The organism is Trichocoleus sp. Lan, from assembly GCF_039961855.1.
GTDB lineage: Bacteria > Cyanobacteriota > Cyanobacteriia > Cyanobacteriales > FACHB-T130 > FACHB-T130.
Map to the genome: position 1 here is coordinate 106026 of NZ_JAMPKA010000007.1, position 14856 is coordinate 120881.

Here is a 14856-nt window from a genome sequence, read left to right on the forward strand (position 1 = left end):
TTGTGCCCCTATATTCCACTATTTTCATCCTTTTAACAGATGCGAAAAAAAATGGAAGTTCCTATTTTTTTGGCTTTGCTAAATCAAATAATCTGATAGGAATACTTCTGACAGGTATCCCACAACGAGTAAGGGCAGAAACCCTGCCCCTACCTTCTTTCAATCAATCGTTTTTCTGGAAAAATTAACCGAAGCGACCGCTTACATATTCCTGTGTTGCTTGCTGCTGAGGGCTTTGGAAGATAACCTCGGTGCGGTCGTACTCGACTAAATAACCAATACGACCTCCTTTTTCGGTTGGTTCGACATTGAAAAAGGCTGTCATATCAGATACTCGCGATGCCTGCTGCATATTGTGCGTCACGATCACGATGGTGTATTGCTCTTTGAGTTGATGGAGCAAATCTTCAACTCGCAGCGTGGAAATGGGGTCGAGAGCGGAGCAGGGTTCATCCATCAGGATCACGTCTGGCTGAACAGCGATTGCTCTGGCAATACACAACCGCTGCTGCTGTCCCCCAGACAAAGATAAACCACTCGCTCGAAGTTTATCTTTCACTTCATCCCACAGAGCCGCTTGCCGCAAACTCCGCTCTACCAATTCATCCAAATCGCCCCGATATCCATTAATCCGGGCACCAAAGGTGATGTTGTCATAAATCGATTTAGGAAATGGGTTTGGTCTTTGGAAGACCATCCCAATCCGTCGCCGCACCTCTACGGGATCGATTTCTGGAGCGTAAAGATCTTGACCGTGGTAAGTGACTTTGCCTTCTGCCCGAAAACTTTTAATTAAATCATTGAGGCGGTTATAGCAGCGCAACAAGGTACTTTTTCCACAACCCGAAGGTCCAATAAAAGCCGTAACCCGGTTTTTGGGAATATCTATCGAAATGTCTCGAAGTGCTAAAAAATTTCCGTAGTATACCTTTAGATTTTCTGTCTGTAAAACAGTCTCAGTTTGATTCTTGGTTTGAGAATTCGACAACATAAATAATCAGATCGGTTTTTGGGTTTAACAGGCTAACAAAAACCCTGTAGGTTTTTGGGCAGATGATTGGGCGAAGGATTGTGTTGCTTGGGAAGTCAAGGGGATTACGGCTTCGTCCTTAAGGTTAAAAACAGCGCCTAGCATACTATTAAACCTCGGTATGTATTCATTGTTGCATTACTTTGTTTAAGTTTCCGTATCATAGCAACACATATTTGAACAATTGTTCATCAATAAACTCGACGAGCCGTTGCTAAACGAGAAATCATGCTGGTTATCAGAACCAGTAAAACTAGGATGAAAGAAGCCGCCCAAGCGAATTCTTGCTGATTTTTAAATGGAGACGTAGCGAAGTTGTAAACTAAAACCGCTAGGGAAGCCGTTGGTTCTTTTAATTGATTGTTCCAATTAGGCCAATATTGGGTGAAAAGGGAAGTAAATAATAGGGGTGCTGTTTCACCAGCAGCACGAGCAACTGCCAGCGTCGTTCCCGTCACAATTGCTGGGAGTGCTGCTGGCAAAATCACGCGAGACACCGTTTGAAAGTTAGTTGCTCCCAGTCCGACCGATGCTTGTCGGATTTCTTGCGGAACCAATCTTAAAGCTTCTTCGGTTGCCCGAATTACAATTGGCAACATCAAGATTGATAAAGCAAATCCTCCCGCCCATGCGGAATAAGTTCCCATTGTGAGAACGACGGCGGCATAAGCGAAGACGCCCACAATGATAGAGGGAACTCCACTCAGGACGTTGGTGGCAAAGCGAATCCAGTAAGAAAACTTACCCGTATTACTAAACTCAGACAAATAAATGGCTGCCATGATGCCAAAGGGAATGCTAATCAGGGCAGCAATTCCGACCATGATGAGGGTTCCCAGAATGGCGTTGCCAAACCCGCCTCCGGGTACTAAGGGAGGGGGCGGCAGTTCCGTGAACGCACTCGCGTTCAGCTGGCTTATACCCTGGATAATTACGTAGGAAAGCACCGCCACCAAAGGCAGGATAGCCAGGACAGCACAAAGAAACGTTAGCGCCGTCATCACGATCCCAAACAGCGTCCGGGGGGAAGTAGGCGATCGCTTCAAACTACGACTGGGAAATCCGGAAACTGGTTGAGCCTGGGGTTTAGACATCATATTTGTGGTCGGTGGTCAGTGGTCGATTATGGAGGGGCGGCTTTCACCAGATATCTGCCAGTAGCTTTCCTATACTGATAAACCCGCCTGTGCAAGTCTGCTGTCATCTCAGAACAAGGAACGGATTAAATTCGCTGGACGCGCTCAATGAGTATCTGAGCCAAGATATTCACTAACAGCGTGAGGACAAATAGAATTAACGCAGCATACATTAGGGCTGCTACTTGCAGACCGCTTGCTTCTGCAAATTGGTTGGCGAGTAGGGAAGCAATCGTGTTGGACGGAGCCAAGATAGAAGGACTGATGTTGTTAGAATTCCCAATCAACATCGTTACAGCCATTGTTTCTCCCAAAGCTCGACCCAGTGCCAGCATCACTGCGCCCACAATTCCAGAGAAAGCGGACGGGAGTAGCACTTTGAGAATGGTCTCCCAACGCGTCGCTCCCAGCCCAACTGACGCCTGCCGCAAGTCTGGAGGTAACGAGATGAGGGCGTCACGAGAAAGGGCTGCGATAGTCGGCAATACCATAATGGCGAGGACGAGCGCTGCCGGGAGCAAGCCTGGGCCACGCAGCGGCGTGCTAAAAATGGGCAGCCAACCCAAAGATGCGTTAAGCCAGTTACCTACGACCTTCAAAAGGGGAATCAGAACAAAAATTCCCCACAAACCATAGACCACACTGGGAATCGCTGCTAGCAGTTCTACGAGGAAAACAATCACCACCTGAATTCGTGGCGGCAAATAATCTTCACTCAGAAAAAGGGCGACGCCAATCCCGACTGGCACGGCAATCAACAGGGCGATCGCTGAGCTAGCGATCGTGCCGTATAGTTGAGGCAGCGCTCCGTACTGATTGCGAACTGGGTCCCAATTGGTGGAGGTAATAAAGCCAAACCCAAATTCTGTAATCGCAGGCCAAGCTTTAATTGCAACTTGTACCGTTATCCAAATCAGGATTACAGCAACTGCAAACGCAAAAATTCGAGTTAGCCAAATAAAGCCCCGATCCATCGTCCGATCCCAATCGGAGCGGGGTTTCATAATTTTCTGCGAACCGGAGGTCACGGAACTCACGGGATTATTTTCCTCAGACACTGGTTAGTAAAAGCAATAAACGCTTGTATTCGTTGATGCAAGCTAGACCCGTACCATTTTTTTTACTCAGAATGCAATTTTTTCAATTGCCAGACATTCCAGCTTAGCAGGGGCAGTTTTGCTATTAGCCTACCGTCTAATCGTAAAGGATAGAGTAAAGGTCAGGTTAAGGTATGGCTTTAGTTGTCTGCAAACCAAGTGATAAAATGCCATCGTTTCAATAAATACGATCAAAAGGGCCGAACGTGGTTCAAGCATCGGTGTCAAACGTGGATGTTAACAGCAAGTCTCAGGAGTCACTGCGGCAATGGCTGCAAAACCTGACCTCTCGGATTATTGCTGGCGAGCGGATTGGGAGAGCTGAAGCGATCGCTCTATCCCAAATTGAAGGTGAAGAAAATATTTTGCTGCTATGCGAAGCAGCCGACAAAGTCCGTCAAGCTTGTTGCGGAAACGTAGTCGATTTATGCAGCATTGTCAATGTGAAATCTGGCAATTGCTCGGAAAATTGCGGCTTCTGTTCCCAGTCTGCTCACCACCCCGGTCAAGACTCGCCAATCTATGGCTTGAAATCCACCGAGGAGATTCTTGCCCAAGCCAAAGCAGCTGAAGCATCTGGGGCAAAGCGGTTTTGTTTAGTTTCTCAAGGACGCGGCATTAAGTACAACAGCCCCAAATCGACGGAATTTGAACAAATTCTGGAAACGGTGAGCCGAATTATTGCCGAAACCCAGATTAAACCTTGCTGTGCGTTGGGAGAAGTGACGCCAGAACAAGCTCAGGCGCTAGCTGAGGCGGGGGTAACGCGGTACAACCATAATTTAGAGGCATCGGAGAACTTCTTTGAGCAAATCGTGACAACTCATACTTGGCGCGATCGCGTCCAAACCATCCAAAATCTCAAAGCTGCGGGAATTCAAGCCTGCACGGGTGGAATTATGGGATTGGGCGAAAGCTGGGAAGACCGAGTGGATCTGGCGTTGGCGCTACGGGAATTGGAAGTCGAATCCGTCCCCCTGAATTTATTAAATCCCAGAGAAGGGACACCCCTAAGCGATCGCCCAAAAATCGATCCTTATGAAGCCCTCAAAGCGATCGCCATTTTCCGCCTCATCCTGCCCGAACAAATTCTGCGCTACGCTGGCGGACGGGAAGCCGTGATGGGAGAACTCCAAGCAATGGGCTTTCAAGCGGGAATGAATGCCATGCTGATTGGACACTACCTCACCACTATCGGGCAACCGCCAGAGCAAGACCATGCTATGCTCGAATCCCTAGGGCTTACGGGTGGCGAAGCACCCATTCCCGGCGAATACACTGCTAAGGTATGAGTGCTATAGGGGCGGGACTCCCCGCTCCTGGTGAGGGCTGAGGGCTGAGGACTGAGGACTGAGGACTGAGGACTGAGGACTGAGGACTGAGGACTGAGGACTGAGGACTGAGGACTATTTCTCCCTTGCTCTTTGACGCTTCTGCTCTTTGACGCTTCTGCTTCTTTACTCCCCTGCTCTTTTACTCCCCTGCTCCTTTACCCTTGTGTTTGCTCCCACTGAACTACTGTGGGCCTTGATTGGCTTACTCCTAACGATTGGTGGTACGTTTCTGGAAGCGTATGTCCCCAGCCTTCCTTGGAATTGGTCTCAGCAAGGGATTCAAACTCACTCGCTGGGCGTGACCTATCAAATCGGTGCCGTGCTGCTAGTTGGCTGTATGGGCGGTAAAAATGCCGGGGCACTCTCTCAAATTGCTTACCTGGCGTTGGGTCTCACTCCCTGGTTTCCAGTCTTTTCTCAGGGCGGAGGTCTCGACTATCTCACAGAACCCAGCTTCGGCTACTTACTAGGCTTTATTCCGGGTGCGTGGATCTGTGGCTTAGTGGCTTTTAAGGCACCGCAGCGATTGGAGTCTTTGTCCTTCAGCTGTATTTGTGGGTTGCTGGTCATCCATATCACTGGTTTGACTTATCTAATCGTGACCCATTTGTTAACCTTGGGAGCGGTATTACTGCCGTTATGGGAAGCAGTTTTGAAATACTCCGTCTATCCTTTACCAGCCCAAATGGCAATTGTTTGTGCAGTGACAGTCTTGGCTTATTTCTTACGCCAGCTAATGCTTTATTAAGTCGTTGGTTCGGTCATTAGTCAAGCGCTCGTTGGTCATGGGGTAGTGGGTTGATAGTCTACCGATACTGATTACTAAAGAACGATTGACTAATCACTCATCACGAATAACTAATGACTAATGAATAATTACAATGAATTTTAAAAATCACTATTTTTGGCTCGCCGCTTTCGTTAGTCTGATTCTGGATCGGGTAACTAAATATTGGGTGGTGCAGAATTTTGTCTATAAAGAAACGTGGGCGCTGTGGCCTAATGTATTCCACTTTACCTATGAATTGAACCCTGGGGCAGCTTTTAGCTGGTTTCAAGGAGAAGTTTGGTTGCCCTGGCTTTCTTTGGGGGTGAGTCTATTCTTGATCGGATTCGCTTTAGTAAACCCCCATTTGGATCGTTGGGAACAATTAGGCTGTGGCTTTATCTTAGGTGGAGCGGTGGGCAATGGAATTGACCGATTTTTCAACAGTTGCGTTATCAATGACAAATTTTTCAATGGTTGCGTCGTTGATTTCTTGGATTTTCGGCTGATTCACTTTGCAGTATTTAATCTGGCAGATATGTTTATTAATGTAGGCATGGTGTGTTTATTGATTGCCTGGTTTTGGAATCAACCTTCCTCATCTGGCAGACCACGCTGAAGAGATGAGGGCAGAGGAAGCAGAGGGAAGTGGGAGAAAGCTGATTTTTCCGTTGATAATTAATTCCCTTCTTTAGTTTTTTAAAAGACGATTTGTTAAAACCTATCTTTGTAAGCTCTTTCTCTTTTTCACAACGCCTCCCTAGGCAAGAGATTAGAATATTTAGTACAAACCTCTTGCTTGTCGCATTGAGCCTTTTGCCTCTGACATGACCTCACCCCAACAACCGCCTAAAACCATCCTGGGTCAACTAACTCAGGCAGTACAGACCATTCAAGCTAAGGTAAATTTTAATGCGCTGGCGCTGAAGCCCAATGCCAGAGTGCCGGAACTATGGGTGCAGGATGCCGGTGCTGCTAAGGCAGAGGTTTATCCACTATTGGGCGATCGCTATTTACTGGGACGCAGTTCTAAATCTTGCGATATCGTGGTGCGGAACCCAGTTATCAGTCAGATTCATCTTTCATTAAACCGAGAAGGACGGCGCGGGCAGTCCTTTGTCATCAAGGATGAAAACTCTACCAATGGCATCTACCGAGGGAGACGGCGGCTCAATAGCCTCATACTACGCCACGGCGATATCCTCACCCTAGGACCACCGGAATTGGCGGATGCGGTTCGGCTTCAATACCACAATCCGCCCCCCTGGTACGTCCTGGCGACTCGTTACGCCCTCTATGGGGTGGGTGGGCTGACCAGTTTATTGGCATTGTGGATTCTTTTTGAGTGGCGCAATATTCCGATTCGACCTTTGCCGGCTGGCGTACAAGGGCCAGTAGTAATTAATTCTGATGACGGAACGCCGTTACAGCGTCCCCGAACGATAGCGCACCGGGAATTGGGGCGATTATCAGATTTTTCCAAGTATCTGCCTCAAGCGGTGATTGCATCGGAAGACAGTCGCTATTACTGGCACTTCGGGGTCGATCCTGTTGGCACGCTGCGGGCGGTGGTGACGAATGTCAAGGGAGGCGGAATTCGTCAAGGCGGTAGCACGATTACGCAACAGTTGGCGCGGAGTTTGTTTCGGGAGTATGTGGGGACAGAAGATAGCGCGGGGCGAAAAATCAAGGAGGCGATCGTCGCTCTGAAGCTGGAGACGTTCTACAGTAAGAACGAGATCATGCGGAATTATCTGAACCGCATCTACCTGGGTGTTGGCGCTAACGGGTTTGAGGACGCGGCTCAGTTTTATTTCGACAAATCTGCCAGAGACTTAAATATTTCTGAAGCGGCGACGCTGGTGGCGATTTTGCCAGCACCGAATAGTTTTAATCCGATTCGGGATTATAAAACGGCGATTGGACTGCGCGATCGCATTATCAACCGCATGGCAAATCTAGGGTTTATCAGTGCGGAAGAAGCTCAACGAGCAAGGCGATCGCGTATTGACGTTAGCCCCAAAGCCAGAGAAGCTTTAGCTAGCATCAAGGCACCCTATTTTTACAGCTACGTTTTCACCGAACTCCAATTCTTGTTGGGAGATCAACTGGCAAAAGAAGGCAATTTTTTTGTCGAAACCAATCTGGATCTAGAGACTCAACAAAAGGCGGAAACTGCCCTCCGCAACGGAGTTAATACCATTGGGGGAAGTTACAGGTTCTCTGAGGGAGCAATTGTCACCCTCGACTCCAGCAACGGGTCAATTCGCGCCTTGGTCGGTGGCACAGATTTTCAAAAAAGTCAATTTAATCGTGCGACTCAAGCCAAGCGACAACCGGGTTCCACCTTCAAAATTTTTGCCTATGCTTCGGCACTTGAACAAGGTAACTCGCCGGGAAAGTTTTATTCTTGCGCCCCTGTAGTGTGGCAGAGTCAACGCTTTCGGGGGTGCGAAAGAGTAGGGGGTAGCGGGACGGATATGTACACCGCGCTTGCCCAGTCTGAGAACGCGATCGCGCTGCGGGTGGCGCAGGATGTCGGTTTAGATCGGGTGGTGGAGATGGCGAGGCGACTGGGCATCACAACGCCGCTTAATCCGGTTCCCGGTTTGGTGTTGGGGCAAAGCGAAACCACTGTCTTGGAGATGACGGGGGCTTTCGGTGCCTTGGAAAATGGTGGCGTCTGGAATCGTGCCCACGCCATTCAGCGGATTCGGGACAGCAGCGATTGCAAAGACTTTAACAATCCGCAAACCTGCCGGGTGATTTACTCCTTCGAGGAGGAAGCCGGGGCAACGAAGCGGGTGCTGTCTCAGGGAATCGCAGATACGATGACGAATATGCTTCGGGGCGCAGTGCGAGGGGGTACGGCACGGGCGGCGTCGATTGGCTTCGGAGAGGTGGGGAAGACGGGCACCACGAATAGCGGTGTTGACTTGTGGTTTATCGGCTACGTTCCCAGTCAGGATCTCGTTACCGGCATCTGGCTGGGAAATGACGACAATACTCCAACGCGAGGAAGTAGCGGACAAGCTGCCCAAGTTTGGGCAAACTATATGCGGCAAGTGGTGCGTTAATTAAGCTGTGGCGATTGAAATCGCGGCTATACAAACGAAGCCCGCGCAGGCGGGCTAATAATAGCAATTGACTTTTTTACCGCTAAACTAATCGCTTTTCTTAGCCCTCCTTTTTTCTAGCGTTAGCGATCGCGATCGCGTAGCACTTTGGGCAGATGTTAAATAGGATGTTGCTTTTCTCTCCACTTCCTTAAGTTATCAAGAAGGCAGGATAGCTTTAATATTCTTTTGCACCTGCTCAAGTTCCCGCCGCTTCTGAGCAATAAAAGCTTTTTCAGCTTCGCATTGTTCCAATATCTTTGCCTGCTTTCTCTCCTGTTCTTCTAAACAAGCTTCATAAGTTGAAATTGCTTGCCCAACAATTTTATCTACTAAACTAAGCCTAGCCTGAAAAAATTGTTTTGAAATCACTAAATTTATCTGATCAATAATCTTATTTACTATTTCTTTTTCCACTTCTAAGAACTGCTTTTTACACTCCTCAAAAACTGCTTTTTTTATCTGATCGTAAATACCCTTCATACCAAATGCACCAGCACCAATGACTGCTGCTGCTATTCCTAAACCTATAGCAGGTGTAAAAGACAACGCTACGATGTATCCTAGGAGGCCTAGTAGGCCTCCTAGGACTGCACCAATTAAATAATCTAGAAAATCACCAGCAAAGCCACCTGTGTAACTACTGGCAAAGTCCCCATATTCATCATTAAAACTTTTCTGAAATTTTTGCTCATCAATATTTAATTGATTGTATAAAGATTGAATTTCATGATTAACCTCTTTATCTAAAATTTCCAGGTTATGCTTAACTATCTCCTTAATCTTTTTTTCTGCCCATTTATTTATCTCTTCTGAAAGTTCTCGGCTGAATTGATTAACGTAGTCTGTTACTATACCTTTTTGGTCTAAAATAAGATTTTTATCAGAATTCCATTGTTCAGACTTTTTCCGTAATACTTCTTCCCACGAACCTTCTTTCAGCCACTCTTTCCAATCTTCATAAACCTCCTGCTTTACTTTATCCATCATTTTAGACATGAGTTTTTGAATTTGGAGACGGATTTTGATACCTTGCCCACTCACTTCACCAATTTGCTCTATAAATTTTTGTTTTTCTACTTCAGAAGCTTTTATCTTGTCATTCAAATCATTCTCTAATTCTTGAAAGATATTTAAACTGCCTTCAATTATTCCCTTAAGTGTTGTTGCAGATTGCTTAATTTCTACAAAGCCGCGCTCAGATGTGAGAAAATTTTCGACCGAGCAAGAAAAATTTTTAAATAGATTCAAATACTGACTTTCAATTTTGCCAGGGCTAGCTTTTAGTGCAGAAATAAAATGAACGCGATTATCACCCGTAACAATTGGGCTTTTCCCATACAAAAAATTTTCAACCTCCTCTTTTACCTCTTGTCTATCTTTTTCATGCTCTAGTTGATCCAGCTTGTTGACTACTATAAAAAGGTTGTTTGCTGGTTCATTTTTACCTTCACAAATTTGGCTTCTTAAATCGTGAATTAGGTTACGTTCTCCGCTAGTTAGAATTTGGGAGGCATTAAGGATAAAAATTACCGCATCAGTATCTTTAAGTAATTTTTTAGTAATGGCAGCACGGTGAGGATGTTCGTTTAAACCGGGAGAATCTACAAGCTCTACACCATTTTTACAGAACTCTAAATTAGGATGCTCAAAAATAATCTCTTCGATTTCAGAACGCCCTAACTCATCACTTCGGTAATCACGCGCTGCCTCTTTAGAAATAGTTACTAAGAGTTTATACTCATCATAAGAGATATTCTCTTGTCGCCCATTTTTGTAATGGCATACAATCCGCTTCTGTAACCCATGTTTTAAGACTGTGATTGTACGATTACATGCAATCGCTCTTACAGGTTGTATCTCTTCACCTACAAGGGCATTAATTAGTGTTGATTTTCCTCGACTAAACTCCCCTACTACTGCTATACGAAATCTCTGAGATTGTAGTTTTTTAGATGCCTTCTCTATTTTCGTTATCAAGGCAATAAATTGAGAATTATGTTGATTGCCTTCTTGAAATATATTAAATAATTGATTGTAAAACTTATCTAGTTCTTTCCGAAATTTTTGAAACTCTGCAAAGGATGAGACACGACGCTGCTGGTTGCCCTGTAAGTTAGCCATTAGTTAATGATTCCTTTTATCAGCATGAGTAATGCTAGGATAGCTGCAAATAACCTTCAGTTACATCTGTAAATCTACCAAAAGTAATGATTTTTGAATTTTCCCCTATAATCCAGGCTGGTATCGCTGCTAACAAATATGTGCAAGTCTTTACATCCGCAGGGGTGCCAATAGGCATGGCTAGAGATGCAACGACTGGGCAATTCGTTGCTCATGCTGTCGGTGCTGTAGTTAACAACAGTCCTTTGTCACCGCTGATAGTGCCTTTTCAGTTTGCTATGAGCGGGGCACGGATGTATCAAAAGCACAGAGAATTTCAATCTGTCCAGGCTAGCTTGGGAGTTCTGCAAGCGACTACAGCCGTGATTGGTATTGGTGTAGCGGCTGGAGTTGTGCTATCAGCGGTAAATCTTCATCAAACTTTGAAGCTAAGGGATGACGTAAAAAAACTGAAGCTCGAAGTTAAAGACGGATTTATTGACTTAAAAAAAGCTCTGAAAGAGCAAGGAACCGAAATTATTCAACGGATTGACCAAGTTGCCGAAGATGTTGAGTTTAGACAACATCGCGCAATTTTAACTCAGGCTTATGGACGTTTCTTGGAAGCAACTAAGCTGATGAAAACAGCTATGTGCTGCGAAGATATGAGTATCAGAACTGCTGACTTAGCAAATGCACGACAGATTATAGTCGAGGCTTTAGCCGACTATAATAATCCTCGCCTGTTATCTGAAACTTGTGCAGCTGGGCAGCTTCGCCGGATGGAGTGTGCTTGGGCAATTGAGCAGACAATTGTCTTAACCTATCAATTACAGAATCAGCCAGCAGCTGTGAGTCATCAACTTTCCCACCTCCAAAACAAAATCCGTCAAGATTCCCTTAATGTTATTAATAGCTGTGAAACAGAGGATGAGCTTGATTTTCTCTTTCCTGAAATCACCCGCATTCACGATCACGATCTGGCTGTATTAGAATCTTGGCAAAATCAAGTTGATTGGATGCAAAGCCTCCCACCTTCAGAATTAAAATTACTCCAAAGTGCTGATTTTAGCAATTCAGAAGTCATAGTTAGTACAGATACAACTGCTTTGGCAGTACCTCCAGAACATTTACTCTATGAAAATTTAAAGCAAAAGTCTCATTTCGTATCCCTTTGCAATCAGCTTCAATTTATGATGCAGCCTGAACTACGTCGAGAGCCAGAATCTTATATTAGTCAGCAAGCTGCGATCGCAGGTTATAAAACTTTAGTACCCTCAAATTTACAGAAAGCCTCAAATTTAGCTGTTGCTAACCTGTACTGGTATTTCAAAGTCAGAGATGAAGCTGAAGACGAGGCAGTGACGGCGTAAAGTTTAAATATACGAAGATGCGATCGCTCAAATTTGACTGAGTCCGATCGCCTTCTCCATTCAAATAACAGTTGATGGTATTCGCTAATTTTTCTATTCGCAATTTTTTTAAGAGTAAATTGCTAAGTGTTAATTTAAAATTGCAATTACCATTACTTGAAAATTTCCTTTATTCTAAACTCTATGCTTAAATAAGGGCTATTGATAGGCTATTGTCTATGCAGTTAGTCATCTTTATCGGCTTGCAGGCTTCTGGGAAAAGTACCTTCTATCACACTCATTTTGCTGAAACGCATAAGCTGGTTAGCAAGGATTTGTTGCGGAACAACAAAAACCGCTCTAGAAGGCAGACACAGCTTATTAAAGAAACACTTGAAATGGGACAATCGGTTGTTGTGGATAATACTAACCCAACCGTAGAAGAACGTGCGTTTCTCATTGAATTGGGTTGTATGTATGGTGCCGAAATTATCGGTTATTACTTTAAATCGTCAGTGAGTCAATGCCGGGAACGTAACCAGCAGCGCTTAGGTAAAAAACGGGTGCCAGATGTAGCAATTTACGCGACAATCAAGAAGCTACAACGCCCTTCTTATAATGAAGGCTTCCACCAACTGTTCTACGTGCGGATGGCTGGTGACTTCGCTTTTGAGGTTCGTACCTGGACTGAAGATGAGGTTGCTGATGGATAGTGATACGTTTGACAAACAAATGCGATCGCTGGCGATATCAATAGGCTGATTTAGCAGATGATTACTACCAGCAATCGGTTAAAAGCTACTAACTCATATTACGTGACAGTCTGTATTCGTAATTACGATGCTTTAATTTCCTGAATCGCCCAGTCCATTACTTCTAAAAATTGCTTTGCTATCAACTCATCCTTCAGTGCAAACAAGGGAATATACCAGTTATAGGCATTAACAGAAATCGAGTTACCTAGGACTAATTTTAAGCGGTTGAGAAGTTCAGTCTTTTTGTCTTCCAAGTTAAATGGAGGTTCGTAGGCATAAATCTCAATTTTGCCACCACTCCAAATTGTGAAAAACTTTCTGGTTTCTCCTTTGTAACTGATTATTCTGGGGATCAGAGACCCTTCAATTTTTCCTTTCCCCCAACTCACCTGCATTTTTTCACAATTTATCCAGTTGAAAACGCTTCTGGCAGCTTGAGCTACATCACTCCCTTTTTTAGCCTCTAATTCTTGAAAGAACAAGGACTCATTCCATTGCTTACTCTCATAATTTAGTAGAGATTGCGTTGATTTTCCTGCTACTGTTTGACCAATAATTCTAGGAACAAGAGTTTTTAAACCTTGACCAACGTATTGGTTAATTTCAATTGCCAATACTTCCGCTGGATTCATTTGTTTATTTAAAAACTCCACGATACGTTGAAGTTCAGGAGGAATCTTGTCAGCAACAAAGACTAGACGGACTTTGCCAGCTTGCAGATTTGTCTTGACCTTTTCCCAAAACTCAGAGGGGTTAGCATCAGCGCCTAGAAAATTGCTGAGTATCTGTTCAGAATCTTGACTTTTTACCTGACAATTAGCGTTAAATTGGGCAATAATTTTCTCGACAGGCCAATAAACCACTGCATTAGCAGCATAGTCGAGCATCTGTCCAGCTACTTCTCGGCGAATTTGAGTGTTGCAGCTGCGCTTGACTTCCACCAGAGTTGGAATTCCATCTTGGTCGAGAAATAAATGGTCGAGTGCCCATCGGTCGAAACCATTTTCTTCAGATGGCACAGGCATCTCCTGTGAAACTAACAACCAACGTCTCGGTGCCGCACTGTTGATTTGGTCACCAGCTAACAAACTGGGATAGTCGGCTAGCAGTTTTTGCAGCAAAGCTTCCGAGTCATAGGGCTGTTCGATCATTTCAACCAGCTGACCCTTGTCTTGAATTAGGTAAATAGCGCCTGTCATCACAATTCCTTTGGGTTGACCTAATTTAAGGTTCCCGTTTTCAAGGTTCGATGTTACATAGCGATTAGATTTTGCCTGCGAACAGGCTAGTCTGTTTATGAGCAAACGATTTCCAAACATCTGCCAGGTCGTTCAACCGTGAGGATGCGATCGCTTCCCACTTTCACTTTGCCACGCTCAGTTGCAACAAACCCTTACCCCTGGCGTTCTTCACGGAACAGTCGCAAGATATAAGCTCCCGCCGAGGTTTCTCGTAACTCTTTAATTGCCACTGCAATCTCATCCGGCAACTCATCTAAGTGGGGCAGACTCGCCCCATACTCGGCAGGCAGTACAGCCGGAGCCGCGAGACAGGCAAATGTGAGGTCTGCTGCCGAAAAGCGATCGCCAACTAAGTAGGAACGTCCATCTGCCAACCGCGCGTTGACGTTCTCGAAGATGCGCTTAATCTTGTCATGGGCACTGGCTGACGATTCTGCCGTGATATTGTAGCCTCGCCGTGCCGCCTCGCGAATCAACGGAAAGACAATTGGAAATAACGCCCGCTCAATCGGGGGTACACCATCGCACCACAGCCTCCGCATCAATTGGCGGTCATCTAGCAGATAAAAGTATGCCCAAAGACGGATACTGGGGCCGAGCTGCTTGTTGAACAAATCTTCGAGTTTTTTCACTTCGCGGCGCAGTTTGGGATCGGCTGGGTAAAATTTTTTACTTTCAGCCGTTATGCCATCTAGATACTGCAAGATGTCCGAAGAATCGCTCAAAGTACCCGCTTCCATTACTAGAACCGGAGTTGTTTGTCCGCCGCCATTTTTGCGGGTGGCTAGCCGATGAAAAAGCGGCATATGGCGTTCTTCAATGTAGGGAACCTCAAGCCGTTCTAATGCCCATCGTGCTTTTTCGCAGTAATGGCTGACGGAGATGGTGATGAGTCGGGGAGCCTTTTCTGGCTGCTTTTGCATTTT

General features: G+C 45.5%; 12 protein-coding genes. 6 read left to right on the forward strand and 6 right to left on the reverse strand.

Features of this window, described 5'->3' with window-relative positions; translation table 11 throughout:
* Positions 1-184: 184 nt before the first annotated feature.
* The 3 genes from pstB to pstC form a co-directional block, all read right to left on the reverse strand.
* Positions 185-991: a phosphate ABC transporter ATP-binding protein PstB gene (pstB, locus tag NDA03_RS08420; RefSeq protein WP_190414986.1), complete on the reverse strand. Its 807-nt coding sequence runs from the start codon at positions 989-991 to the stop codon at positions 185-187.
* A 230-nt stretch (positions 992-1221) separates the two neighbouring features.
* On the reverse strand, positions 1222-2124 hold the full coding sequence (gene pstA, locus NDA03_RS08425; RefSeq protein ID WP_190432156.1) for a phosphate ABC transporter permease PstA: 903 nt from the start codon (positions 2122-2124) through the stop codon (positions 1222-1224).
* Positions 2125-2252: 128 nt separating this feature from the next.
* Positions 2253-3170: a phosphate ABC transporter permease subunit PstC gene (gene pstC / locus NDA03_RS08430; RefSeq protein ID WP_190415044.1), complete on the reverse strand. Its 918-nt coding sequence runs from the start codon at positions 3168-3170 to the stop codon at positions 2253-2255.
* A 299-nt stretch (positions 3171-3469) separates the two neighbouring features.
* Between pstC and bioB the strand changes: the two genes are divergently transcribed.
* From bioB to NDA03_RS08450, 4 genes are all read left to right on the forward strand, one after another.
* Entirely contained in the window at positions 3470-4555 is a 1086-nt protein-coding gene (gene bioB, locus NDA03_RS08435) for a biotin synthase BioB (RefSeq protein WP_190414985.1), read from the forward strand.
* Positions 4556-4760: 205 nt separating this feature from the next.
* Complete coding sequence (locus NDA03_RS08440; RefSeq protein WP_190414984.1) at positions 4761-5345, forward strand: biotin transporter BioY; 585 nt, start codon at positions 4761-4763, stop codon at positions 5343-5345.
* Positions 5346-5478: 133 nt separating this feature from the next.
* Positions 5479-5982: a signal peptidase II gene (gene lspA / locus NDA03_RS08445; RefSeq protein WP_190414983.1), complete on the forward strand. Its 504-nt coding sequence runs from the start codon at positions 5479-5481 to the stop codon at positions 5980-5982.
* Between the two features lie 208 nt (positions 5983-6190).
* Positions 6191-8440, forward strand: a complete 2250-nt coding sequence (locus NDA03_RS08450; protein WP_190414982.1) for a transglycosylase domain-containing protein — start codon at positions 6191-6193, stop codon at positions 8438-8440.
* A 198-nt stretch (positions 8441-8638) separates the two neighbouring features.
* Here the strand turns inward: NDA03_RS08450 and NDA03_RS08455 are convergent, their stop codons facing one another.
* Complete coding sequence (locus tag NDA03_RS08455) at positions 8639-10603, reverse strand: dynamin family protein (protein ID WP_348237816.1); 1965 nt, start codon at positions 10601-10603, stop codon at positions 8639-8641.
* An 86-nt stretch (positions 10604-10689) separates the two neighbouring features.
* Between NDA03_RS08455 and NDA03_RS08460 the strand changes: the two genes are divergently transcribed.
* Positions 10690-11955, forward strand: a complete 1266-nt coding sequence (locus tag NDA03_RS08460) for a hypothetical protein (protein WP_190414980.1) — start codon at positions 10690-10692, stop codon at positions 11953-11955.
* 218 nt (positions 11956-12173) lie between these two features.
* A complete protein-coding gene (locus tag NDA03_RS08465; RefSeq protein ID WP_190414979.1) occupies positions 12174-12647 on the forward strand; it encodes an ATP-binding protein in 474 nt (157 codons plus the stop codon).
* Positions 12648-12769: 122 nt separating this feature from the next.
* Here the strand turns inward: NDA03_RS08465 and NDA03_RS08470 are convergent, their stop codons facing one another.
* Positions 12770-13888 carry a hypothetical protein gene (locus tag NDA03_RS08470; protein ID WP_190414978.1) on the reverse strand — a complete coding sequence of 373 codons (1119 nt, stop codon included), beginning with the start codon at positions 13886-13888 and terminating at the stop codon, positions 12770-12772.
* A gap of 194 nt (positions 13889-14082) precedes the next feature.
* The gene (locus NDA03_RS08475; protein WP_190414977.1) at positions 14083-14853 is read right to left on the reverse strand and encodes a glutathione S-transferase family protein; all 771 of its coding nucleotides are present in this window, start codon (positions 14851-14853) and stop codon (positions 14083-14085) included.
* Positions 14854-14856 lie beyond the last annotated feature (3 nt).

Excerpts from the sequence above, each read along its gene's own strand:
- pstB (WP_190414986.1), bottom strand. The coding sequence starts at position 991 with ATGTTGTCGAATTCTCAAACCAAGAATCAAACTGAGACTGTTTTACAG.
- pstA (WP_190432156.1), bottom strand. The coding sequence starts at position 2,124 with ATGTCTAAACCCCAGGCTCAACCAGTTTCCGGATTTCCCAGTCGTAGT.
- pstC (WP_190415044.1), bottom strand. The coding sequence starts at position 3,170 with ATGAAACCCCGCTCCGATTGGGATCGGACGATGGATCGGGGCTTTATT.
- lspA (WP_190414983.1), top strand. The coding sequence starts at position 5,479 with ATGAATTTTAAAAATCACTATTTTTGGCTCGCCGCTTTCGTTAGTCTG.
- NDA03_RS08450 (WP_190414982.1), top strand. The coding sequence starts at position 6,191 with ATGACCTCACCCCAACAACCGCCTAAAACCATCCTGGGTCAACTAACT.
- NDA03_RS08455 (WP_348237816.1), bottom strand. The coding sequence starts at position 10,603 with ATGGCTAACTTACAGGGCAACCAGCAGCGTCGTGTCTCATCCTTTGCA.
- NDA03_RS08460 (WP_190414980.1), top strand. The coding sequence starts at position 10,690 with ATGATTTTTGAATTTTCCCCTATAATCCAGGCTGGTATCGCTGCTAAC.
- NDA03_RS08465 (WP_190414979.1), top strand. The coding sequence starts at position 12,174 with ATGCAGTTAGTCATCTTTATCGGCTTGCAGGCTTCTGGGAAAAGTACC.
- NDA03_RS08470 (WP_190414978.1), bottom strand. The coding sequence starts at position 13,888 with ATGACAGGCGCTATTTACCTAATTCAAGACAAGGGTCAGCTGGTTGAA.
- NDA03_RS08475 (WP_190414977.1), bottom strand. The coding sequence starts at position 14,853 with ATGCAAAAGCAGCCAGAAAAGGCTCCCCGACTCATCACCATCTCCGTC.